This is a genomic window from Bacillus sp. GbtcB14, assembly GCF_019091205.1.
Taxonomy (GTDB): domain Bacteria; phylum Bacillota; class Bacilli; order Bacillales; family Bacillaceae_G; genus Bacillus_A; species Bacillus_A cereus_AG.
Genome location: NZ_JAGXJT010000002.1, coordinates 541781 through 565934, shown reverse-complemented (window position 1 = coordinate 565934; position 24154 = coordinate 541781). Strand labels below are relative to the sequence as shown.

Here is a 24154-nt window from a genome sequence, read left to right as displayed (position 1 = left end):
CTTCTTTTCTTTTTTTACGCTGTGAATTTTAATCCAGCATATATTTTACGACCCTTTTTTTGAATCCAACATACTTTCGCTTTTTTCTTTTGAATATGACGCTCATTCATTGTTATCTGTATAATTTGGTCAATCGCGAGTGGGGTATTCGTTTGTACTTGGCACCCACCTGTACTATAGTCGATAATGGTCGCTTCAATCGGCATCCCATTCATATGCAATGTTCCAGGAGACATCAGTTGTTCACGTATATGTTGCCTGCGAAATTGTCTTGGTGATTTCTTTGTGTTTTTTATGAACGATGCAATTGCTAGTGTAAGAAATGCTTTATCGTATACCTTTTCCACCCGGTCATTAACAGGTTTACTAAATAGATGAAGAATGAGTTTACAATATTGCTCATGGGATACATCATGAAACGATACACCAATTTGTACTGAATTTGCTTGTCTTCGGATCCATTTTTTTGTACTATGAATCTTTTCTACCTCCCCAAAAGATAATGTATAGGAAGATAGACTTGATAAAGTTTCAAACGGAATGGATGAATCTACTTCAAAACGTGCACCAGTTTCACTAATATCAAGGACGTGGCAAGAAATCGTCATATCTTCGGTTTGTAAAGTACCTGGTAAATTTACTACGAAACGTTCAGAGTTTCGGAAACGTGGTCTTTCAAATGCTACAAATAATGAAGTGATAATAGCTATTCCGTTGTAAAGTACCCAGAAAATATTAATATATAAACTTTCTCTTTCAATATGATATTGTGTAGGGTATAAGAGCATAAGTGTTGCCCGAATAAGTGCAATAATTGTTAATATTAGTAGCACGAGATGAGGGACACTTGCAATCCATAAAAAATGCCTCGTGTTATTTTGGACGCCTTTTCTCGTTACATGAAATTGAAACTTTTTCCGTAAGAACGTTTCAGATAAAATAGCAAATCCCATATAAGGAGCCATAGCTACTTCGTATACGTGACTCCACGTAGTTGTTCGTTTTTTATTCGAAACAGCTTTGAAAATAAGCTGTGACGTTAAAAAGGCAGGAGCCCAAAACATAAATAATTGCATGAAATTAATTTCTAAACTATAAATATCAAATACTAAAAATAATAGTGGTGCTAGTAAAAATATCATTTTATAAACGCCGAAAAACCAATAATGGATGCCATCTGCATATAAAACACGCTGCATAAAAGATAATCCTTTTAAAGTGAAAGGATTCCATTTTTTTACGACTTGAATATTCCCACGACACCAGCGATCACGTTGTTTTAATAAATCGCTAAACGTTTCTGGGGATAATCCAACAGCGAGTGTTTCATTGACAAATACAGTTTCCCATTTGTTCGCTTGTAGTAGCATACCAGTTGCCATATCCTCAGTAATAACTCCAGTTGCAAATCCTCCAATTTCTTCAAGAGCAGTACGGCGAAATAGAGCGTTACTACCAACATACATCGTAGCGTTAAATCGATCTTTTCCTTCCTCTAATTGACGCATAAAGAAATCTTGTTCATTGGCGATGTTATCTTCAAAAAATAAATTATATTGGAATGGATCAGCATTATAAAACACTTGTGGTGCTTGAACAAATACAACATTATTTTTAGAAAAATAGCCAATCGTTCGCTCTAAAAAGTTGGCCCTTGGGACCATATCAGCATCCATTGTAACGATAATATCACCTGTCGAATGGGTCATGGCATGATTTAAGTTTCCTGCTTTTGCATGACTATTTTCAGTACGAGTAATATAGTGAACAGAAAATTCACTAGCAAGATGTTTCACACTTTCCCGTCGACCATCATCACAAATGTAAATATTAAGCAACTCTTTCGGATAAGTAATCATTGTACAACCAGCGACAGTTCGTTTTAATAAATCAAGTGGCTCATTGTAAGTTGCGATAAAAATATCGACAGTAGGTAATGTTTCGAAAGTAGATAACGGTACTTCTTTTCGTTTATACGGTTTCCATGAAACGATGCTAAAAATGATAGATTGCAAGTAACCAGCCCATTCTGTAATTAACAATACAATACCCGCAATAATACTTATGAGATTAATAGTTGGTAGTGAATAAAATGTTCGCCAAATAAGGTAAATAGCATTACTAACGAGAAATAGAATAATGAGCAATTTCTTTGACCATAAATATTTGTGGGCGAGAGCATAAGTAATAATGATTATGAAAAAAATAATACTTAAACCTTCGTATATAGAAAGGTTCATAAAATTCCTCCTTCATGCATAAAGTGGGAAATGAAAGATTTATAAGTGTATATTATTTATCTATAAAGATTTAAACATTTCCAAATTATACAATATCATAAAATATAGAATGAGAGTATAAAATTTACATTTTCTTATTATAAGATGAAGAAATAATAGTGGTATCTGTGCTTCATAAGAAAAATGCCACTTCAAAATCGAAGTGGCATTTTTTATATTTCCTCTAAGCTATTAACTGGAACAGTTAATTCGCGTCCGGGATTTTTTACTTCATATATGCGGGCGGTTTCGTTGCTTTCGTCGACGTGTTGAATTGTAACAGGCATGCCTTGAAAACTGACATTTGCTTGTTCTGATGACACAGAAAGTTCTTTTGCACGTTGAATATTCATTTATATTCCTCCCATCATTATTATCTTTGCTAAAAAAGAGGAATAATATACCATTTCGAGACATTCTTAAAGTTTTTGTATTATTTGTAATGTTTCTTTAACAAAAGAAGAAAAGATGGAATCCGGATAGGATTGTATTTTTTTTGTGGCGTCTGTAGCCTCCTTAAGAGCTCTTTTTTTATCGTTTAGTTTTACATAACAAAGGGCACGATATGCACCTGCGGTTGTAAGCCACGCTTGATCCAGTGGATGGTTCATATAATCCGGTATAATACCACGCTGCAATGCTTGTAAAGCTTCTTCGTAACGTTTTAATCCGTATAAAGCTTTTCCTTTTTCAAGATAATACAATCCGTCGTCTTGGAAAATTGGCTGCCCTTTTAGTTTTTCTCGAAATTGTTCTAGATGTTTTAATGCGATTGTATATTCATTAGTAATCGTGTTGTAGTAGTAAGCTTTTAAAATATCAATCATCGCAATGGATAGAGTATCTTCTGTAAAAATGGCAAATTGCTCAGATTTTTTTATGTAATATAAATATTGTTCTTTATCAGCTGTAATGACTTTTTGATAAGATAAAATCCGGTAAAATTCGTCTGTTTTATAATACACTTGATGTTTTTTTGAAAATGCGAGTGCTTCTAATATCGTTTCTTCACATTTTTCATAATCGCCACATGCTAGTAAAATGATGGCTTTATATAAACATAATTCAATATGTATAATAAGATCCATTTCTAAATGTTTCTCTTCATAATCATTTCTAATACTAGCTATAAGTTGTAAACATTCCGCATACTTTTTACGTGTGAATATCACAAAAGATAATTTTAATTTTGTTTCTGTACTGTCGCGGTATAACTTATATTTTTCAAAAATAGAAACAGCTTTTTCTACGTAAGATTCAATGTTGTAATCTTTCATAATCGCTGCAGCAGTTACAAATTGTTTGTATAAACGAGCCGTATTTAGAGTAGAAGGTAGCTCTTTCTGAACGATAGGTAGTAAGGCCTCATATACTTCATCGCATTTATTTGCCTTTATGAGTTGCTCCATTTTTTGAATGAGTTCTACAATTTCTCCTTCATCTTCCTCTAATAAAAAGCTCGTTTCACATTCAAGTTTTTCAGCAATATATTGTAATGTTTTCATGGAAGGTGTAGCTTTTCCATTTTCAATTTGACTAAGCATACTTTTTGTTAGTTCCGAACCCGCCAGCTCTGTTTGTGTAAGTTTTTTTTCTTTTCGTAATGCTTTAATTTTTTCTCCGAGAGTTGCCATATCATTGCTCCTTTATAATTAAAAAGTTAAATATAATTTAACTTTTTGTTGTAAAAATTGGAAAGTTGATTATATAATAAGTTTAACACAATTTAACTTTTAAAGGGAGTGTCATAATGGGAGATGTAAGTATAGGTCAAAATGATTCGAGAATGAAGATTGCGACGAGAAATATCATTTTAATGATGATTGGAAAGATGACTTCTTTATTAGGAGCGGGAATTTATACATTTGCCATGGGGTTATACGTATTAAAGACTACTGGTTCAGGGATGGGGTTCGCTACTACGCTTGTTTGTGGATCACTTCCAAGGATGATTTGTGGTCCGATTGCGGGTGCTGTAGCTGACCGCGTGAATCGTAAGTGGCTTGTTATTGGTACTGATTTATTAAGTAGCTTAACGATGCTTATTATGTTTATTCTTGCTACTATATTTGGGCCGTCACTTCTTTTTATTTATATTTCAGCAGCATTATTATCAATTTGTGCAAGTTTTTATTCTGTTGCATTAACCTCATCTATTCCTAATTTAGTAGATGAAGGGCGTATTCAAAAAGCGAGTGCTTTAAATCAAACGGCAGCTTCTTTATCAAATATTTTAGGGCCAATTATTGGCGGAGTTGTATTCGGTTTCTTTTCAATTAAGTCGTTCTTTTTATTAAATAGTATTACGTTCTTTTTAGCAGTGATTCTGCAATTATTTATCGTATTTGATTTATACAAAAAAGAAGTGGCTGAGAATAAAGAGCATTTCTTGACGAGTATAAAAGAAGGTTTTTCATATGTAAAAAGACAGCATGAAATATATGGTTTAATGAAAATAGCACTTTGGGTAAACTTTTTTGCGTGTGGGCTAACCGTTGCACTTCCATATATTATCGTCCATACATTGCATTTATCTTCAAAGCAACTCGGTACTGTAGAGGGAATGTTAGCAGTCGGGATGCTAATGGGTGCGATTGCCTTATCAGTACGTAAAGAATTGAATAATCCGTTTCGTTCTATTTATACGGGACTGTTTTTGTTTGCGGGTTTAAGTTTATGTACAGTCTTCCCGTTGTTAGTTACTATTCCAAAAGTGGCAAGTTTTATTTACTATGGCACTTTTATGATGTTAATTGGTATATCAATCATGCTTGCGAATATTCCGATGCAAGTATATATGCAAAAGACGACAGATCCGAGCTACTTAGGGCGTGTATTCGGTCTACTTGAAACAATTGCTACTGCAATCGCGCCGCTAGGTATGATTGTATATGGATTCTTATTAGATATGTTGCCAACTAGCATTGTTATGATGACAATAGGCGGAGGGTTATTGTTAGTTGTATTAGTTGGAGTAAAACAACATATGGCGAAAAAACAAGTGGATGTGTCGGCTTGAAAATAATAAAAATTTGACTTATCATTATAAAAATGACCGAATTAGTATTTTAGTTTTTGAAACTCTTTTTCATGTATGTTACAGTAAAGTGAGCAGGCAAAGAAAAGGAGAAAACATCATGAAAAAATTAAGTTTTGTAATGCTTTTTCTGTTAGTCGTAATGGCTGGATGTAGTAATTATGACACGTATATTGAAACAGGTATGCAATCATTGAAAAATGAAAAATATAGTGATGCAACGATGTGGTTTACAAAAGCAGAAAAAGAGAAATCAGGAAATGAAGCGAGATCATATAAAGAAGTTGCTGAGAGAATGGATCACGGAGCAACAGCATTGAAAGACGGTAAGTATTTAGAAGCGAAAGACATTTCAAATGAAGTGTTACAAATGAAAAAAGACGATGCACTTGAAACAGCTGTAACATCAAATGCCGAGAATATGCTTCAAAAAGCTAAAGATGTAGAAGAGAAAGTGAATGAAAGAGTAGCAAAGCGTAGAAAAGTAGAAGAAGAAGGAATCGATAAACTCATTAAAGCTGTCGATAGTATAGATGACGTGAAAGAAAAAGAGAAGAAAGTTTCAGAAGCGTTAGATAAGGCTGAAGAGGCGCAAGCAAAAATTGAAGCGAAGAAGAATAAATAGAGTTATAGTTTAAAAGGCTGTCGTGTATAACGACAGCCTTTTAACTTTTTTCTGCATAAGAAGTGATGCTATGTAGTAAAAAAGAAATAATTTTAGAATTCCATCTGTCCTCATGATGAATCGTATAAATGTTACGTTGAAATTCAAATCCAGGGATGGGTATATAGCATAGTTCATTTCGTTGTACTTCTTGTTCAATAGCAAGTTTAGAAATAAAAGCGACGCCATTACCATATTTTAAAATTTGTTTCATCGTTTCTAATGAATCTAATTCAATTTCAGATTGGAATGTAATGTTATGAGCTAACATCCATTTTGTAAGTAAATCTCTCGTTGTAGATGGATTACGATGCAATAGTATACGTTCTTTTTCAATATCTTGTAGTGATATATTTTCTTTTTTTGAAAAATGATGTTCTTTGGAGAAAGCAAGAACAAGTGTATCAGGCATTACATTCGTCTGTTTTAAAAGGGATTGATCAAACGGTGCTGCAGAAATTACACCGAGGTCAATTTCATGATTTTGTAGCATCGTTCGAATCTCAGGAGCTGTTTTTGCCATAAGTGTTATTTTTATATTTGGAAATTCGCATTGAAATTGGTGAACAATTGCTGGTAAAAGATAAGTCGCTGGTACATAACTAGCGCCAATTGTTATAGCGCCTTTATGAAAATCTTTAAACTCTTGCGTGACCCGTCTAGCTTCTTTCATGAGTGCATCTATTTTACAAGCATAATGATGTAATGCCTCACCAGCCTCTGTTAAGAAATACCTTCCCGAACGTAATTCGAATAAAGATACACCGAGGTCCTCTTCTAGGCTTTTTATATGGAATGTAATAGTAGGTTGTTTAACACCTAGTTTTTCTGCAACGATCGTAAGCTTTTTGTATTTCTTAATAAGCACTACAATTTCCAGTTTTAAGAGATTCATTATGAATTGCCGCCTTTTTTATTTTAACTATAGAAAAAATCTATAGAAATAAATAGTTTATTAGAAGTTTTTTAATTTAATCTTTACAGTACATTAACATTCAGTATAAATCTTCCATATAGAATGAAAGCAGGTTAAGAGTGAGGGGAGAGAGGTGAAACGATGGACATTAAAATTAGTGGGTTAGAAAAGAAATTTGGAAAAACGCAGGCGTTAAAGCCGTTACAAATTGTCATGAAACAAGGTGAATTCACCACACTTTTAGGGCCTTCGGGATGCGGGAAAACGACTTTACTTAGAATGATTGCAGGACTTGAAGAGCCAGATAAAGGTGAAATATATTTCGGAGATACGTGCATGTATTCTGGTGCGAAAAAAATAAAAACATCTCCTCATGAACGTAATATCGGTATGGTATTTCAAGATTTTGCTTTATGGCCACACATGAATGTATTTGAAAATGTCGCATTTGGTTTAAGGGCTACAAGGCAAACGAATCAATTACAGGAAAAAGTAGAAGATGCAATAAAGCGAGTTCGCCTGCAAGGGATGGAGAAAAGATATCCGCATGAACTCTCTGGTGGACAGCAGCAACGTGTCGCATTTGCTAGAGCAATTGTAACAAAACCGCATTTTATTTTGTTTGATGAACCGCTGAGTGCACTCGATGCCATTTTGCGAGAAGAAATGCGATTAGAGCTTATGGATATCGTTCATTCGATCGGTTTAACGGCATTGTATGTTACTCACGATCAAACAGAAGCTATGTCAATGTCAGACCAAATTATTGTAATGAAACAAGGAGAGGTATTACAAAAAGGAACACCAGAAGACATTTATGTGAAACCGTCTCATGAATTTGTTGCAAAATTTGTTGGTAAGGCAAATTGGCTTGTAGAGGGTAAACAAATGATTCGTCCAGAGCATGTGAGCTGGACAAAAAAAGAATTGTGCGAAATGTATACAGGTGAAATTCAGCACGTTACATATGTAGGAGAACGGTATGAAATGAAAGTAAACATGGGTGCACTTGGAATATGGACAGCTTATCACAATAGTAAATTAAGCATTGGAAAACCAGTATCGTTATATGTGCCAAAAAAATGTATTCATCATATAGGGGGAGAATCGTATGAAGAAATTCAGTTCGCTTAAGTCTTTATTTATATGTACTTTACTGTTTTCTGCAGTAGTAACAGGGTGTAGCTCAAAGACAGGTAATGCAGATGCAAAAAGTAAAACTACGAATGAAAAGAAAATTGTTGTATATAGTGCGGGACCAAAAGGATTGGCAGAAAAAATTCAAAAGGACTTTGAAAAGAAAACGGGTGTAAAAGTGGAAATGTTTCAAGGGACAACTGGAAAAATTTTAGCGAGAATGGAAGCTGAAAAGAAAAAACCAGTCGTTGACGTAGTGGTACTTGCTTCTTTACCAGCGATGGAAGGATTAAAGAAAGATGGTCAAACGTTAGCTTATAAAGAAGCGAAACAAGCTGATAAGCTTCGTTCGGAATGGTCGGATGATAAAGGGCATTATTTCGGGTATAGTGCTTCGGCATTAGGAATTGTGTACAATACAAAAAATGTGAAGGCAGCACCTGAAGATTGGAGCGACATAACAAAAGGAGAATGGAAAGGGAAGGTGAATCTTCCAGATCCAGCACTTTCAGGTTCAGCTTTAGACTTTGTAACAGGATATGTGAAGAAGAATGGAAAAGATGGATGGAATTTATTTGAACAGCTTAAGAAAAATGAAGTTACAGTAGCAGGGGCAAACCAAGAAGCGTTAGATCCAGTTGTAACAGGTGCGAAAGATATGGTAATTGCTGGTGTTGATTATATGGCGTACAGTGCAAAAGCAAAGGGTGAACCAGTTGATATCGTATATCCAAAAAGCGGAACAGTCATTAGTCCACGCGCAGCAGGCATTATGAAGGATAGTAAAAATGTAGAAGATGCAAAAGAGTTTATTGATTATTTATTATCAGATGATGTGCAAAAACAAATTTCTAAAGCATATTTATTGCCTGGTAGAACAGATATACAAGCTGAAAATAGACCAAATGTGGAAGAAATTCCAGTATTAAATATTGATTGGAAAACAGTGGAGAAAGAACAGGATGAAATAGGAAAACAGTTTAAGAAAGTATTTCAATAAGATGGTGATTACATGGTAAATCGATTCGTGTCAGTAAGACAAGTTGGAATGACGGTAGCGTCGTTACTTGTGGCGATGTTAATCGTCATTCCGCTTTTTCTCATTTTACTTTCTAGTGTATATGAAAATAGTAGTTGGAATTTTTTAAAGCCTTTTGAAGTGATGCAGAGTGGTGGATTAGCTGGGATTTTTCTAAACTCGATGCTTCTCGGTGTACTTGTAGTAATAGGAGCTACCGTATTTGCATTTCCATTAGCGTTCATTATGAGCAAAACAGATGTTGGAAAGTACAGCAAGCTAGATGTTGTTTTTATGATCCCATTTATGACACCGCCGTATATTGGGTCGATGGGCTGGATTTTGTTCATGCAACCGAACGGCTATTTCGAACAGTTTTTTCCGATGCTAAAGACGATATCATCCTCGTTTTTTAGTTTAGGAGGTATGGTTGTAATTATGAGTCTGCATTTATTCCCATTCCTTTATTTCATGTTGAAAAATACGTTACTTCAGATTGGGAGTAGTAAAGAAGAAGCAGCAGCAGTTCATGGCGGAAGCTTCTTCTATCGTTTAAGAAAAATAATATTGCCGCTATTAGTGTCAAGTTATGTAATGGGTGCCTTACTTATTTTCGTAAAGACGATTGCAGAATTTGGAACGCCGGCTACATTCGGACGAAGAATAGGATTTCATGTGTTAACATCAGAAATTCATAAATTTATTTCGAGTTGGCCGATTGATTTTAGTAGTGCAACAGCATTGTCTTCTTTATTACTTAGCGCGTGTATGCTCATTTGGTATATGCAAAATGTATTAAATCGAAAATATTCATATGCAATGGTTAGTGGAAAAGGTGTGAAATCTAAAAGGTATACATTGTCTATATTTACGCGCATTGTAGCATGGGTTTATGTAATCGGTTTATTAATCGTATCAATTGGAATCCCGTATTTTTCTATACTGATTGCTTCATTATCGAAATTAAGAGGCGGCGGCTTACAGTTAAATAACTTTACAACGAGCCATTATGAAGCATTATTTACAATGGGATCTCCAGGATTAGAAGCTTTATGGAATAGTTTTCTTTTTTCGCTTATAACAGCGATTATTGCCGTTATGATTGGAGTGTTTTTGGCGCTTATGATCCGAAAGGGGAAAAAGTCCTCTGAAAAATGGCTTGATATGTGCGGTATGTTACCGAATATGGTACCAGGAATCGTGATGGTTGTAGGGCTTATTTTATTTTGGAATTCACCATATATGCCTATGTCAATTTACAATACACCAGTCATGGTTATCGTAACGTATGTTGTTCTTTTTTTACCTTATACGGTGCAGTATGTAAAAGCATCGCTCGGACAAATTGATGATTCTCTTGTACAGGCAGGAAGTATTTTTTCTGGAAATTATATTTATATTTTTAGAAAAATAATATTACCTCTTATTATTCCGGGCATTCTTGCCGGATGGGCGATGACATTTACAATCTCGATAAGAGAGTTAGTAGCGTCGCTTCTCGTACTACCTCCATCAGTAGAAACATCAGCAACATTTATTTTTGCTCAATTCGAACAAGGGGAAGTATCTATAGGAATGGCGATGGCTGTCGTTTCTGTTGGACTTACAACAATGTGCTTATTACTTCTGCAACATATGGAGCAAAAACGAAAAGGGGTATCATGATGAGGATGGAAGTATGGGGAGGAGCGGGAGAATACGGTCGTTCCTGCTACTTCGTAAAAAATAAAGAGACGAAAATAGTATTTGATTGTGGTATTAATCGATCATATGAGGATAGTTATCCAAAAATAGAGAGGGAAGTTGTGCCGTTTTTAGATGCAGTATTTTTATCGCATATTCATGAAGATCATACGATGGGTTTACCTTTATTAGCGAAGTATGGATATAAGAAAAAAATTTGGACGACTCGTTATACGAAGGAGCAACTTCCAGCTTATTATGAAAAATGGAGAAAATACAATCTGACGCGAGGATGGAATGTACCTTATAGTGACCAAAACATAAAAGATTTAAATTATGTATATATTGATGAGATTAGTAATCCAAATGAATGGATACAAATTACTCCTACATTGCGCTTTCAATGGGGCTATAGTGGTCATGTATTAGGCGCTGTTTGGTTTTTAGTGGATATGAGTCATACATATGTATTTTATTCTGGCGATTATTCAGCAGAGTCTAATATACTACGAGCTAATTTACCTGAGAAATTGCGTGGCGATATAAAAGTTGCCATCGTAGATGCCGCGTATCACACTGATGATGTTTCGCAAAATGAACGAGTAGCCGAACTGTGTGCAGAAATTGTACGAGTTGCGGGGAAGAAGGGAATAGCAGTATTACCGTTGCCACCGCTTGGTAGAGCACAAGATATCGTATTGTATTTATATGAAAAATATAAAGAACTGCCCATTATAGTAGATCAAGAAATTTTGGATGGATTCGAAGAGATGATCGTATATAAAGATTGGATCAAAAATAATGAAGAACTTGAAGAGCTAGTGGAGAGTTTAAAAAGAAACGTAATAGTTATGGATGATGACATCGGTACGCAACATAGTTATGGAATAGTTGTAATGAGTGATGCGAATATGCAAACGAAACGAGCACAGTTGTATTATGAACAACTTCGGCATGAAGAACGAAATTCCATTATCTTTACTGGACATATTGCGAAAGGGAGTTTTGCAGAAAAGGTGATGAAAGAACGTGTAAGTAAAGGATGTAGAGTGGAACGAGTTCCGTATAAGGTTCACCAAAATATAAGTGATGTTAAAGAAATGTTAAATACATTATTACCAGAACATACGGTGTTAGTACACGCTTTGAAAGAGGATACGGATCAATTACAGAAAAAGCTTAGCACGGCAGGGTATGAAAATGTATATTCACTTACTATGGAACGTATAGAAGTCATTTGAAATGTAAAGGGGATAGGTATATGAAAAGAGTATTTGTATTCGTAAGTATTTTCTTTTGTTGCTTCCTTTATAACGTTAAGGAGGGGGTTGCTGCTAGTCCAATGACACCTAGTTTTGAAGTGAAGTTATTATTAAAGCCAGAACAAGTACTAGGTCCTAACAAAGAGATGAAACAAGATGTACTAGAGCATTTCCAGGCTGGTACAAATTATGAAAGGATACAAGTACAGTTTTTAGATACGGCAAATAAAAATTTAAGTAATGAAGGCTGGTTTGCCAGAATCCGAAAGAAAGAATTTAGTAAAGATTTTGAGCTAACATATAAAAAAAGATACCCTATTCAAAACGGTGTAATTCAAGATGCACTAGAAGTAGCTAAAAAAGATGGATTTGACAGTAAAACTGATAATTATGAGGCAGAAATAGATTGGGGATTTGAGAAGAAAACATTAAGTATTTCAAATAAGAAAAGTTACAGCGCTAAAGGATATGGAGTACTTGATTTACCAAACGAACGAGCCGCTCAAAACATGTTAATAGAAAAATTGCCAGGGAAAATGAACAAATGGTTGTATACGAATTGGGGAGAAGAAATGCTCAAAAATTCTCGTATTTATGGTCCTATATTAATGAAGAGGTATACAGGTGAATTTGAAAATATTAAAACGAATATTGAAGTTTGGCCACTAAGTAATACAGGGAAGATAGAAGATGATTTCGTAATAGAAGTTTCGTTTAAAACAAAAGAGGAAAGTATTGCAAAAGAACAAAGAGAATTATTAATGCAGAGTTTAGATCAAAAAGGATGGCTGTTACCGAAAGATAGTTTGAAGACAGAGCTTATTTTTCAATAAATAGTAAAAAGGAATCCATATGCCATGGATTCCTTTTATATATGGGTATTAAGCTAAATCAGCTGACACGAACATATCATTATTTTGAAGGTTTTTAGAGCGTAAACTATAAGCAACGACCTTCTTTTTATGTTGCTTTACAACATCAACATGCTCTTCATGACTATAAATATAAAATGTAAAATCTTTTTTGCCACGTTTTGCATTGATAATTAAAGGAGTACCCTCATTGTGTGGCGGTGCATAATAGCGATCTAAAAATAAACCTTCGTTAAAATCATGAATAATTTTGGATTTCTGTTCGCCTTCTACGTTATTTCCGTGAATTGTAATAGTCACATTCTCTTCTTCAAGTTGTGGATGTGTTTCGTACTTGCTAATAATAGATTCAATAACAGAGTTAGGAAGGCTAGAAACGATAATTTTAAATGCTCCAAATACAACTAACATAACAATAAACCAAGTCGTCATAGTATTTCATCCCCTTTATCCCACAGTAACGGTCCGTAAAATCATGGTTGGTGCGGGCTAATAATCAGTGTGGGATAGATACCCCGTACTGACTAAAATTTCACTTTATCCTATTTAACAATATAACTCATATGGTAATAGTACATATGGTGAAGTTTTGTATAATTTGTGAAAAATATGCCATTTTTATGAACGAAATATTAGAAAAATCAATTTTGTTACAAAAAGTTGAAATCGAAGTATTTTAAAAGAAAAAGGTTTATAATAAAAATATAACTAATAACAACATTACTAATTATAAGGAAGTGTAACTATGAGTACTGTAGCAATCGTGTATGGTATTATTCTTTCTACAATTATCGTTTTATTTTTCGTTGGGGTTTCACGTTATATTCATAAATGGAAAGAATGCGTTGCGAAATTAAATCACATTGAAGAAGAATTAAGTGATTTAATGTTACATCATGGTAAGTAAACGTTTATTTTTTAACTAAACAATGTGAAGGATATCACAAAACATGCTCTCATCATGAAGGCATGTTTTTTTGTTATGTGAATGATTAGGCACATACATGTTTTTCATACGATACAGTGTAAGTGCAGAAAAATTAGGAAAGGACCTTTCGCCAATTAAGGAGTCAGTTGTAATTGGTCCTCCTAATTCAAATCGACTAAATAGCGTTAAAGAAAGTCACGACTCAAATATAATCGTTACGTTAAACGGACAAATAACATCATGTGAAATAGAGTAACTCTTTCTATTTTAGGAAGAGTTACTCTGTTTTGTTTAATTTTGTAATTCAATTCGTTATAATTATTATATAGAAGGGAATTTCTAGAGGGGGCATATTGTGAACATATTAAAGATTATAGGAATTGTTGCAGGAGTCATTATAGTAGCCGTTATAGCTTTCTTTGTTATTATGAAGTACTATTTGTCAAAAGAAGATCCTGATTATGTATTAAAGTACATAAAAGAACATAAAGATGATAAAACATGTTCATTACTAATTAGAAAAAATGGGGAAGTATTAACATCTATAAATGAAAATGTAAAATTGCCATTAGCGAGTACGGCAAAGATCGTAATAGCTGTTGAATTTGCTAAACAAGTGTCAGAAGGAAAAATAAGTCGAGATGAACAAATTTCATTGCATGAGCTAGAAAAATATTACGTTAAAAACACTGATGGTGGCGCACATCCTGACTGGTTAGAAGATGCCAAAGCGAGAGAATTAGTGAAAAATGGACAGATCGCTTTAGAAGAAGTCGCTAAAGGGATGATTCATTATAGTTCTAATGCAAATACAACATATTTGTTAGATAAGCTTGGAATAGAAAGAGTAAATGAAAGTATAAAAGAGTTAGAGCTTACTAGTCATGACAAGTTCTCTTCGTATACTGCTTCACTATATATGAGAGGATATGTAGAAAAAGAGCTTCATGAGCCAGAAAATCAATCGTTAGAAATGATAAGTAACATGTCAAAGGATGAATATAATAAACATGTGTTACAAATACATGAATGGATGAAAGATGAAGAAGAATGGAAAAAACGGGATATTCCATTAAAAGTAGATATGGAATTTCAGCGAATTTGGTCGGATCGATTAGTGGGTGCAAACGCTAAAGATTATATGAGTATAATGGAAAAGATAAATAGTAGAAATTATTTTCCAAAATCAATGCAAGAAGAAATCGAGAATATTTTCAAAGGAACAGTTAATAATAGTAAGTTAGAATTCGCTGGGCAAAAAGGTGGCTCTACCGCATTCGTATTGACAAAAAGTCTGTATACTACAGATAAGAAGGGGAATAAGGTAGAAGTTGTAATTATGTTTAACGATATAGAAGATCAAGTTGCATACCAAAAATTGAGAAATAATATAGATTATTTTATTCAAGACGCTGTAACAAATGAAGAGTTTAGAAGGAAATTATAATGAAATAATTTTATTATGTAAACAAGGGCGCTTTTTAGAAAGTGTCCTTTTCTTTTTATGATACAGGATTTCTTATTTACCTCATTGAATATAAATTGAAAATAAGAAAGGAAGTTGAAAAATGACGACAATATATTTCGTTCGCCATGCCCACTCTACATATACAAAAGAAGAACGGGAACGGCCTTTATCTGATAAAGGGTATTGTGATGCAGAGAATGTAACACGTTTATTAAAAGATAAACATATTGATATTGTAATCTCTAGCCCGTACAAAAGGGCGATTCAAACCGTGCAAGGGATAGCGAATACATATAATTTATCAATACAACTGGAAGAAGATTTACGGGAAAGGCTATTAAGTAAAGAACCAGTACAGGATTTTAATAATGCTCTTCAGAAGGTATGGGAAGACTGGACTTTTGCATACGAAGGCGGAGAATCAAATGATGTAGCACAAAGACGTGCTGTAACATGTATGCAAAGTATATTAAAAAAATATAAAGGTAAGAATATTGTAATAGGTACTCATGGGAATATTATGGTATTACTCATGAATTATTTTGATTCGAAATATGATTTTCAGTTTTGGAGAACCCTTCATATGCCTGATGTGTATAAATTAACTTTTGATAATAATTGTTTCAGCTCTGCTGAAAGAGTAGAGAAAACAGGTCATCGGATAAACATTTTGTAAAAGTTTATCAAAAAAAGAGGAAAGAGAGAAGGTATTGTAGAAGTATGACTTTGTAACATAAAAAATATTGGTTAAAGGAGGCTGTTTACATGTTTGAGAAAGAGAAAGAAGGGCTTATTGAAGTTCACAACGTATATGAAATCGCACCAGCAGATGGAGCAATTATAGGTATGGCAACGGAAGAAGAAATGGAGATTGCTGCTGAACTAGAGCTGCAGTACTATGCCCATTCTCGTTTGCTAGAAGCAAATATTCAGTTAGACGGTTCCTCCTACAAAGAGTTACTTCAGGAGTTCCAGGAGTACGAAAGAAAATCAATGAACTTTTGGAGAGCAATACATAAACGTTTAGCTGTGCCATGGGCATGGGTATTACGTATTGATGTTGCGAATGGCCCTATATATGTAAGCAATGGGAGTTCGTATTATGAAGAAGTTGATGATGACGAAGAAGACTATGAATAGATAAGTAAGGAAGCAACTTCAGTTGCTTCCTTTTTTTATGGACAATGAGTGAATGGCTTCAATGATAGTATCTGGGCGATCATTTTCTATCCCGTGACTAGCATGTTCAGCTAAAATGTATTGGCTGTTTATTGAGAGATTTAATTGTTCACGAATAAGTTCTTGCCACATACTTTCAAGTTGTGTAGCTTCTTCTTTTGGCATACCACCCTCAATCAATTGATTAGTAGAATATTGAGGATCTCTACCGATAACGATTAATGGTATTTCTAATGTTTTATGTTGTTTTTTTATTGAGCGAGCGCAATATTTCCACTCGGACAGTTCAGCAGCTGTCGCTTTATATAATAGAGGAGAGATAGAAAATTCAATGTACTGTCTTGATTGGTTAGCAAGTATAGGTTTTAGTTCATTATAAAGCATGTCTACATTCATTTTGGAGTATGTATTATATTTTTGAAGCCACATATCATCCGAGTCAGTCTGATCAGAAATTGGTAAATGAAGTTCATCTAGTCGGTGTAAGTTCATGGAAGTAGAATCAACTAAAATAAGTGCTTGCAGCTTATCTTCATGTAACATCGCAAAATGTTGTGCGCATAAGCCGCCATAGGAATGACCGATTAGAATGATTGGCTCGTGAATAGCCAGCTTTTGTAGCAATAAATGAAGTTCTTTTGTTACTTGTAATGTAGTACGGGAATGATTCCCTAGTTCACTTTTTCCGTAACCTGGGCGATGGTATGAAATGACTGTAAAGTGCTGTGAAAGCTTTTCTATAATAGGAAACCAATCATAAAATGAGCAAGTCATTCCGGTTTGAATGACTACCGTTTGTTTACTACTTCCTTTTATATATACTTCTATAGTTTGCCCCAATACCTCTACAAATTTATAAATAATAAACCCTCCTAATTAAGCTTGAAATAATTTTTGACAAGCAAAAACGATACACCAAACACCTATACCGAACAGGACAGATGTACTAAGTGAAAAAGAGTTTTTTAGACTAATATAGACGATAAATAATAGTAGTGCGGATGCAGGAAATCCATATAATACGCCTATAGCAAATTGACTTAATTCTTGTTTGTTCCCACCTTCGACAGAAATCCAAAATAGGCTTAGTAAACTAACGAGTGGAAGGGCAGCAATAAAGCCGCCTATCGTACTATAATGTTTAGCGACTTCAGTAATAACGCCAATAATAAGTGCGGAAACGATTACTTTAACGAGGAAATGCATACTTTGCCTCCTTCGCTAATAATGAAAAGGCTTTTTCGATTAATTGTTGTTCTTCTTTTGATAACTGTGATTCTAATATTTTTATTTTTTCTTTATCTAGTAAAGTATGCTTTTCTAATACTTCAATTCCTTCTTTCGTTAAAGTAAGGTTCACAACCCTTTCATCTTGTTTGTTTCTTTCTTTCATGATAAATCCTTTTTGAATAAGGCGTTTTATGTGTTCAGACGCTGTGTTATGAGAGAGATTAAGCTCAGTAGCGACTTTTCCAATTGTTATATCTTTCTCACGAGAAACGATTTGTAAAATACGAATGGCTTGGTGGGAAAGGTTGTCTTCATATTCATATCGTAAGTGATAATAAATACTTTCCCAATGTTGATTGATTTCTTTCATAATGATAAATCCCCTCCTATTTTTATATCGTATAATAAGATATATTCGTTAGTTTAGAAATAAAATCCTTTTATTTGGATAAAAAATGTTGAAAAAGTTTATTTTTATTGAAATATAAGGTAATCTATGTGTAAAGGTATACATTTAGCAAGAGAGAGGATGGTAGCTGTGAATACATTCAAATGGATGAGTCATGAACAGATGTATGTAGATGAAATACATGTTGAAAAATGTGGTCCTCTTTCAGTCGGCGTATATGGGGGAAATCAAGAGAGTGATGCGTATGAACGAGGAGATGCGGTACTTGCTTGGTGGGATCCTGAATTACAATTTGAATTTGTTATGATTTTTGATACACACCATAAAACAAAAAATATTGATTATATAATAGAAGCAATTTCAGAAAGAAAAGAGAAATTAAAAGAGTTATTTTCCTACCCGATACACTTAGCTTTTCATCATACACATATGTACTTATTAGCGTTATTTACAGATGAGTTGTTTATTGAAAAATGTGATCAAGATGATGAGGAACTTGCATGTTTAATTTGTTTACGAAAAGGCGAATTTTTATATTGGCTATCAGTTGGTGATTGTTTCGCATATTTATTCCATTCTGAGAAAACGAAGAATGGTAAAGGGCGATTAAATAAACGGAAGAATTACGAATATATTGGTAGAAAAAATATTTTCGCAGCAAATACACCTTGCTTTACGTCAGGTGTAAGAGGATTAGAAAAAGGAATGAATCACATTGTAATGGCAACGGACGGTATTTTAGAGTGTGATAAACGAAGGTTTGATGATGATCAATCTTTAGTAGAAATATTGCACGACGGAAGTTGCTTACAGATTGAGCCAGTATTAACAAATGTACTACAGTGGAAAGGTAGAGATTGTGCCACTATTATTGGATGGTCCATTGATACTGAAAATAAACGATGCGCTAATTAATATAAAAGGAGTTCAAGGTTTTTATCCTTGAACTCCTTTTTGTTAAGCGATATGGATGTGATATGTTTTCAACCATTCATTTACTTGAAGCATGTATTCCATAGCACTTCTTGCTTCAAAATCGTTAATTTCTTTATTGCTTTCATCGGCAATCGCAAGTAATGTGGAATGATTAATAAGTGAGAAAATAGGATTGTTTTTATTACTGCACATGTCGAGTGATAAGTGACGGATTGTTTGTAAATAATGTGGATCTTGTGAAGTTGGATAAGCGCTTTTTCTTCTATTACGTACATCGTCAGGTAAAGCAGGTTGCAGTGCTCTACGTAAAATGCCTTTTTCAATATTATCAATGCTTTTTATGTTGAAAGGAACGTTCCATAAATATTCAACTAATCGATAATCGCAAAACGGTACACGAACTTCAAATCCTACCGCCATACTCATACGGTCTTTACGGTCAAGTAAGAACGGGAGAAATCTCGTTAAAAATAAATAAAACATTTGACGTTGTTTCGCGGATTTTTTGTTTTCGCCTTCAAGAGTAGGTACTTCAAGTATCGCTTCTTGGAATCGTGTATCAATATAGTTTTCTAAGTTGCATTGGTTATTTACTTCATTTAGTAGAAGAGGAGATGTATTTTTCCAATTAGTTAGCCACGGAAACTTATCTACATACAGTAATTCTTCTTGGTGAAACCAAGGATATCCACCGAATACTTCATCAGCAGATTCTCCAGATAAAGCTACAGTTGCATCTTTTTTCATTTCGCAAAATAGTAAATATAGTGAAGTTTCCATTTCACCAGCACTCGGTAAATCTTTTGCACGAAGGGGAACGAATAAGTGATTTGCTAATTCTTCAGCATTCACAATAATATCATGATGCGATGTCCCTACATGCTCAGAAACGCGTTTTACCCAAGGAGCGTCTAAACCAGTGCGAGCAAATGTCAGTTCAAAATCTTTTGCGCTATTTACGAAGTCAACGGAATACGTATGAAGTGTTTTATTTTCAGCAGCAAATTCTTTCCCCGCTAGTGCAGTAATGCCGCTAGAATCTAATCCTCCTGATAACATACAGACGAGAGGAACATCGGCAATTAATTGTCTTTTTACTGTATCTTGTAAAATAGATAAAATATGTGATGATGTATCTTCTATTGAATCTGTATGGACCTTACTTTCTAAATTCCAATACTTCGTAACTACTTTTTTATCACGTGTAAACGTTATAGAATGTCCAGCACGCACTTCTTGAATATGTTTAAAGACGCCACATCCTGGAGTTCGAAATAAGCCTAATCCAAATATTTCATTTATGCCATTCGCATCAATTTCAGCAGGAACAGATGGATGAGCTAATAATGCTTTTATTTCAGATCCGAAAATAATACTGTCATTTCTTTCTGTATAAAAGAGCGGTTTTACGCCTAAATGATCACGTGCTAAAAACAGTTGTTGCTTCTGATCATCCCATAAGGCAAAAGCGAAAATGCCGTTTAAATGTTGTACGCAGCCTTCTTTCCATTCTAAATAAGCATGTAGTAACACTTCTGTATCTGAATGCGTTTCAAATGCATGACCACATTTTCGAAGTTGTTCTCTCAGTTCACGGAAATTATAAATTTCTCCATTATAAGTAAGAGCATACGTATAATCACCAGCACGAAATGTCTTCGGTTGTGTTCCGCCTTCTGGATCAATTACGATTAACCGGCGGTGTGCAAAGGCCGCGCGAGGTGAAAACCAAAATCCTTCAGCATCAGGACCACGATGCTGAATACTATTTGCCATCTTTTCTAAAATAACATGTTCATTTGAAAGGTCTTCCTTCCAATCTACCCAACCTGTAATTCCACACATACACATCTCATCTCCTAATTTAAAATGTTGAAAAGTAGATTAATGAAATAAAGTGAAAATTTAATCATTGGGGGGTGTCCAGCCCCCAATGATTATTAGTTGAACCAATCGGGCTTTAACGGGCAGTTATCCCTCACCTAAGATCCTCGCATTCGCACAATTTTGAGGTGGGATTTACTGCCCGTTAATGCGGGGTGAAATGTACACTAAGTTAAAGAATGACTATATAAATAGTGTACTACATGAATTAAATTGCAGACTTGAGAAAATTTTCTTTGAACGCATAGTTATGTGAGACAATGGCTAAGGGAAAGTATTCCATTACATACAAAAAATAATAAAAAGATGAGAGAAAATATTTATTTAGACGTTATATAGGGTGTAAAAGCTTTTACAAAAAAATAAGGGGAATCGCTACATGAAATCAAATGAGAAAAATTTTATAAAAAGATTACAAGGGCAAAAAGAAGATGCGCTAGAATTTGTTGTCGATACATACTTACCACTCATAAAGGGGATAACGCATAAAGTTCTTCTTCCAGTTCAAAATGATGGATTGATAGAGGAATGTGTAAACGATATATTTCTTTCCGTTTGGAATAACGCAAATAAATTTCATGGAGAGCCGAATGATTTTAAAAAATGGATTGCGGCAATCGCGAAATTTAAGGCGATTGATTATTACCGGAAAGCGACTAAAAAAGTAGAAATTATTTCAGATGAGTTTCATATCAGTACGGAAAAGTCAGCTGAAGATGAATTAATCGTTATGGAAGATAGGGAAGAGTTATTAAAGCTTATTAATCAATTAGAACCGCTAGATCAAAAGGTGTTCATTATGAAATACCTTCTCGGTATGAAGACAGAGGAAATAGGTGACAAGTTAGGACTAACCCGGGCGGCGATCGATAATCGAGTGTACCGAGGGAAAAAGAAACTACAACAAAATGCTACGAATATTAATTTTGGAGGTAGTGCAATATGAAAGACATTTATGAACTATTAAATGACATTGATATAGATGAAAAAGAGCTTGAGGAAATTGAGGCTTCTGAAATTGAAAAAGAAAAAGTAAAACGTAATGTAAAACAATCGATACGTACGAAGAAAAAGATGAAAAGTTGGAAAAAAGGTGTCGCTGCTGCATCTATTTTAGTAGGATTATCAGTTGCAACGCTTGGTATCGGGTTTCCTACATATGCCGGAGGATTGCCAATTGTAGGTGACATATTCCGATTTTTAGATAATGGTAGAACAGGGTTATATGAAAATTATAAAGAGTTTTCGACTGAGTTGAATATGACGCGGGAGAGTAATGGGGTTAAGGTTACCATTAATGATGCTGTGTTTGATGGTAGAACAATTACAATCACATATTCTATTGAAAGCGAAAAAGATTTAGGAGAGAAACCGTTCCCATTTGGAAGTCCGCAAGTTAGGGGCTTTAATGGCGGAGGAGGTAGTTCGAACGTTACAAAAGTTGGAGAGGGAAAATATGTAGGTATGACTACGATGAGTGGTCATGGTAGTGAAAGGTTAGATGTTGCAAATGTTTGGTGGGATATAGAGGCAATTGAGTTGGATTATGAAGGTAATGCAATAAAGGGGAACTGGAATTTCGCGCTTAGTTTAAAAGCGATGGATAGTAAGGAATTAAAAGTTAATAAGGTTTCTGAAAATGAATTAATAAAAGTAAATATAGACAAAATGGAAGTAACCCCGATGTCATATATCGTTTTTTTCAATCAGGAAGAATCTAAGGCATTAAGAAGTATATGGGATAGTGCGGATGTTGAGTTAGAAATAAAAGATGATTTAGGCAATCATTATGCTGGTGAAGGAAATGGCGGAACTAGTACAGTAGCGGAGCCACATAAAAGTAGTTGGAGTGCCACCTTCCAAAAACTAAACGAAAATGCAACAAAGCTTATCGTTACACCTCGCGTACACTTGCGAGTTCATACACCTGAAAATCATGGTGGAGTGGAGTATGTGAATGGAAAAGAGAAGAAAATAGAAGTGCCGAAAAAAGAAGCGAAGAGTAAAGATATTGTTCTAGATGATATCGTAATTGATTTAAAGAAATAAAAGAGAGACTGCCTAAAACCGTTAGGCAGTCTTTTTTTCGTTAAGAACTAGTCACAAGTAAAGCATGCGGATGTTGCGTTTTATATTCATCTTTCCACGGAATGTTTAGTTGTTCCCACGATTCGCCGCTATCATTGGATTGAAACACGCCGTTGTTATTTAAAGTGTAAAATGTATGTGGTTCGGCTTCGTTTGTCGCAAACATCGAAATGACTGTACCGATTGCTGATGGTAGTCCTTGCAGTACTTGCTGGAACGGAGTATCTTTCGTTTTACGATAAATATAAGATTCATAAGGTATACGGTGATGAGCGAGATCAGCACTCGGTGCGGCAGAAACGAGAATTGTATCACAATCAGCCGGATCGATAGCCATGCTATATAAATAATGATGTTCAAGTCCTTCACTGCATGATATCCAGCTGTTTCCACTGTTATAACTTTCAAGGTATGCGCGATCAGGTCCGCCCATAAATCCGTCACCACATGATGCATAAAGGCGATTTGGGGCTTCAGGGTGCATAAGTAATTGATGAGCATCGATAGGAGCACCAAATTTTTTATCAATCCATGTATGGCCTTTATCGTTACTTTGAATAACAGCACCAGCTTCAATTGAAACATGGATTGTATTTGGATTGTTTGGATCAACTGTAATCCAGCGTACGTGATGAGTAAAAGGTCTAGGCGGGAAAGCCCACGTATAAGAAGATAATAATGATTTCATATTTTTAAGTTCAGTCCACGTCTCACCACCATTTTCAGAACGGAATAAAGCGCTCGGTTCTGTGCCGACATAAACGACGCCATAGCCGTTCACTTGTTCATTAGGGCTTATCGTAATGGAAGTAATAGAAGAGTGTAGAATACCATCTTCTTTTGGAAAATCAAAGTAACGATAAGAATCTCCAATCGGTCTCCATGAATCTCCACTATCGTCACTTAACCAGAGACCTCGTCCAAATGTTCCGCAATATACACGGTTTTGTTGGAATGGATCAACGGTGATACAGGTAGGTTGCATATTTTGTAAGTGATACGCTGTTTCAAAGCTACCGTATTGTTCTTTTACTACAAGTAGTTCACGCTCCATACAGAGAAATAATCTTTTCAATTTTGTCCCCTCCTCAAAAATTCTTTCTTTAGTAAAGAATATGAAAATAAAAAAGAAGTAGTCTTGTTTTTGCTTGAGAAAAAGGACTT

At 34.6% G+C, this 24154-nt stretch carries 25 protein-coding genes and 1 pseudogene; 16 read left to right on the top strand and 10 right to left on the bottom strand.

Annotation, left to right across the window (positions count from 1 at the left end; translation table 11 throughout):
• Nucleotides 1-14 precede the first annotated feature (14 nt).
• From KVT31_RS07800 to KVT31_RS07790, 3 genes are all read right to left on the bottom strand, one after another.
• Nucleotides 15-2240, bottom strand: a complete 2226-nt coding sequence (locus KVT31_RS07800) for a glycosyltransferase (protein WP_088095885.1) — start codon at nt 2238-2240, stop codon at nt 15-17.
• A 212-nt stretch (nt 2241-2452) separates the two neighbouring features.
• Nucleotides 2453-2632, bottom strand: coding sequence for an H-type small acid-soluble spore protein (locus KVT31_RS07795; RefSeq protein WP_071723071.1), 180 nt, complete (start codon nt 2630-2632; stop codon nt 2453-2455).
• 66 nt (nt 2633-2698) lie between these two features.
• On the bottom strand, nt 2699-3913 hold the full coding sequence (locus KVT31_RS07790) for a helix-turn-helix domain-containing protein (protein ID WP_088095886.1): 1215 nt from the start codon (nt 3911-3913) through the stop codon (nt 2699-2701).
• Nucleotides 3914-4029: 116 nt separating this feature from the next.
• Here KVT31_RS07790 and KVT31_RS07785 point away from each other — a divergent pair, with 116 nt between their 5' ends.
• Nucleotides 4030-5298 carry an MFS transporter gene (locus KVT31_RS07785; RefSeq protein ID WP_088095887.1) on the top strand — a complete coding sequence of 423 codons (1269 nt, stop codon included), beginning with the start codon at nt 4030-4032 and terminating at the stop codon, nt 5296-5298.
• Nucleotides 5299-5416: 118 nt separating this feature from the next.
• Entirely contained in the window at nt 5417-5941 is a 525-nt protein-coding gene (locus tag KVT31_RS07780; protein WP_088095888.1) for a COG3014 family protein, read from the top strand.
• Between the two features lie 40 nt (nt 5942-5981).
• On the opposite strand, the gene KVT31_RS07775 is transcribed toward KVT31_RS07780, so the two are convergent.
• The gene (locus KVT31_RS07775; RefSeq protein ID WP_088095889.1) at nt 5982-6875 is read right to left on the bottom strand and encodes a LysR family transcriptional regulator; all 894 of its coding nucleotides are present in this window, start codon (nt 6873-6875) and stop codon (nt 5982-5984) included.
• Between the two features lie 162 nt (nt 6876-7037).
• On the opposite strand from KVT31_RS07775, the gene KVT31_RS07770 reads away from it, so the two are divergent.
• The 5 genes from KVT31_RS07770 to KVT31_RS07750 are packed head-to-tail and all read left to right on the top strand — an operon-like array spanning nt 7038 to nt 12829.
• Entirely contained in the window at nt 7038-8030 is a 993-nt protein-coding gene (locus KVT31_RS07770) for an ABC transporter ATP-binding protein (protein WP_088095890.1), read from the top strand.
• Entirely contained in the window at nt 8008-9033 is a 1026-nt protein-coding gene (locus KVT31_RS07765) for an ABC transporter substrate-binding protein (RefSeq protein ID WP_088095891.1), read from the top strand. The genes KVT31_RS07770 and KVT31_RS07765 overlap by 23 nt, the downstream gene beginning before the upstream one ends.
• Nucleotides 9034-9045: 12 nt before the next feature.
• Complete coding sequence (locus tag KVT31_RS07760) at nt 9046-10716, top strand: ABC transporter permease (RefSeq protein ID WP_088095892.1); 1671 nt, start codon at nt 9046-9048, stop codon at nt 10714-10716.
• Nucleotides 10713-11975 carry an MBL fold metallo-hydrolase gene (locus KVT31_RS07755; protein WP_140392411.1) on the top strand — a complete coding sequence of 421 codons (1263 nt, stop codon included), beginning with the start codon at nt 10713-10715 and terminating at the stop codon, nt 11973-11975. Before KVT31_RS07760 ends, KVT31_RS07755 begins: the two co-directional genes overlap by 4 nt.
• Before the next feature lie 20 nt (nt 11976-11995).
• Nucleotides 11996-12829 carry a hypothetical protein gene (locus KVT31_RS07750; RefSeq protein WP_088095894.1) on the top strand — a complete coding sequence of 278 codons (834 nt, stop codon included), beginning with the start codon at nt 11996-11998 and terminating at the stop codon, nt 12827-12829.
• 48 nt (nt 12830-12877) lie between these two features.
• Here the strand turns inward: KVT31_RS07750 and KVT31_RS07745 are convergent, their stop codons facing one another.
• Entirely contained in the window at nt 12878-13300 is a 423-nt protein-coding gene (locus KVT31_RS07745) for a YfmQ family protein (protein WP_088095895.1), read from the bottom strand.
• Between the two features lie 131 nt (nt 13301-13431).
• Between KVT31_RS07745 and KVT31_RS07740 the strand changes: the two genes are divergently transcribed.
• The 6 genes and pseudogenes from KVT31_RS07740 (at nt 13432) to KVT31_RS07715 (ending at nt 16404) form a co-directional block, all read left to right on the top strand.
• The gene (locus tag KVT31_RS07740; RefSeq protein WP_002018064.1) at nt 13432-13548 is read left to right on the top strand and encodes a hypothetical protein; all 117 of its coding nucleotides are present in this window, start codon (nt 13432-13434) and stop codon (nt 13546-13548) included.
• A gap of 65 nt (nt 13549-13613) precedes the next feature.
• A complete protein-coding gene (locus KVT31_RS07735; protein ID WP_016088490.1) occupies nt 13614-13775 on the top strand; it encodes a hypothetical protein in 162 nt (53 codons plus the stop codon).
• 109 nt (nt 13776-13884) lie between these two features.
• Nucleotides 13885-14052: pseudogene (locus tag KVT31_RS07730) on the top strand (cupin domain-containing protein); the annotation flags it as partial.
• Between the two features lie 99 nt (nt 14053-14151).
• Nucleotides 14152-15243 carry a serine hydrolase gene (locus tag KVT31_RS07725; protein ID WP_088095896.1) on the top strand — a complete coding sequence of 364 codons (1092 nt, stop codon included), beginning with the start codon at nt 14152-14154 and terminating at the stop codon, nt 15241-15243.
• Between the two features lie 121 nt (nt 15244-15364).
• Entirely contained in the window at nt 15365-15940 is a 576-nt protein-coding gene (locus KVT31_RS07720; protein WP_088095897.1) for a histidine phosphatase family protein, read from the top strand.
• 89 nt (nt 15941-16029) lie between these two features.
• Nucleotides 16030-16404, top strand: a complete 375-nt coding sequence (locus KVT31_RS07715; protein WP_000461761.1) for a hypothetical protein — start codon at nt 16030-16032, stop codon at nt 16402-16404.
• A gap of 18 nt (nt 16405-16422) precedes the next feature.
• Here the strand turns inward: KVT31_RS07715 and KVT31_RS07710 are convergent, their stop codons facing one another.
• From KVT31_RS07710 to KVT31_RS07700, 3 genes are read right to left on the bottom strand one after another with little or no spacing between them, the layout of a single operon-like run.
• Nucleotides 16423-17259, bottom strand: coding sequence for an alpha/beta fold hydrolase (locus tag KVT31_RS07710; protein ID WP_308162437.1), 837 nt, complete (start codon nt 17257-17259; stop codon nt 16423-16425).
• A 60-nt stretch (nt 17260-17319) separates the two neighbouring features.
• Nucleotides 17320-17649 (bottom strand): DUF3147 family protein, encoded by a 330-nt coding sequence (locus KVT31_RS07705; RefSeq protein ID WP_088095899.1) that lies wholly within the window; start codon nt 17647-17649, stop codon nt 17320-17322.
• Nucleotides 17633-18043: a MarR family winged helix-turn-helix transcriptional regulator gene (locus KVT31_RS07700; protein WP_088095900.1), complete on the bottom strand. Its 411-nt coding sequence runs from the start codon at nt 18041-18043 to the stop codon at nt 17633-17635. Before KVT31_RS07700 ends, KVT31_RS07705 begins: the two co-directional genes overlap by 17 nt.
• Before the next feature lie 126 nt (nt 18044-18169).
• On the opposite strand from KVT31_RS07700, the gene KVT31_RS07695 reads away from it, so the two are divergent.
• Nucleotides 18170-18997: a PP2C family serine/threonine-protein phosphatase gene (locus tag KVT31_RS07695; protein WP_088095901.1), complete on the top strand. Its 828-nt coding sequence runs from the start codon at nt 18170-18172 to the stop codon at nt 18995-18997.
• Between the two features lie 42 nt (nt 18998-19039).
• Here KVT31_RS07695 and asnB read toward each other — a convergent pair whose 3' ends face one another.
• The gene (asnB, locus tag KVT31_RS07690) at nt 19040-20863 is read right to left on the bottom strand and encodes an asparagine synthase (glutamine-hydrolyzing) (protein ID WP_088095902.1); all 1824 of its coding nucleotides are present in this window, start codon (nt 20861-20863) and stop codon (nt 19040-19042) included.
• A gap of 418 nt (nt 20864-21281) precedes the next feature.
• Between asnB and KVT31_RS07685 the strand changes: the two genes are divergently transcribed.
• Complete coding sequence (locus tag KVT31_RS07685; protein ID WP_088095903.1) at nt 21282-21848, top strand: sigma-70 family RNA polymerase sigma factor; 567 nt, start codon at nt 21282-21284, stop codon at nt 21846-21848.
• On the top strand, nt 21845-22951 hold the full coding sequence (locus KVT31_RS07680; RefSeq protein ID WP_088095904.1) for a DUF4179 domain-containing protein: 1107 nt from the start codon (nt 21845-21847) through the stop codon (nt 22949-22951). The genes KVT31_RS07685 and KVT31_RS07680 overlap by 4 nt, the downstream gene beginning before the upstream one ends.
• Nucleotides 22952-22991: 40 nt before the next feature.
• On the opposite strand, the gene KVT31_RS07675 is transcribed toward KVT31_RS07680, so the two are convergent.
• A complete protein-coding gene (locus KVT31_RS07675; RefSeq protein ID WP_088095905.1) occupies nt 22992-24065 on the bottom strand; it encodes a WD40/YVTN/BNR-like repeat-containing protein in 1074 nt (357 codons plus the stop codon).
• Nucleotides 24066-24154 lie beyond the last annotated feature (89 nt).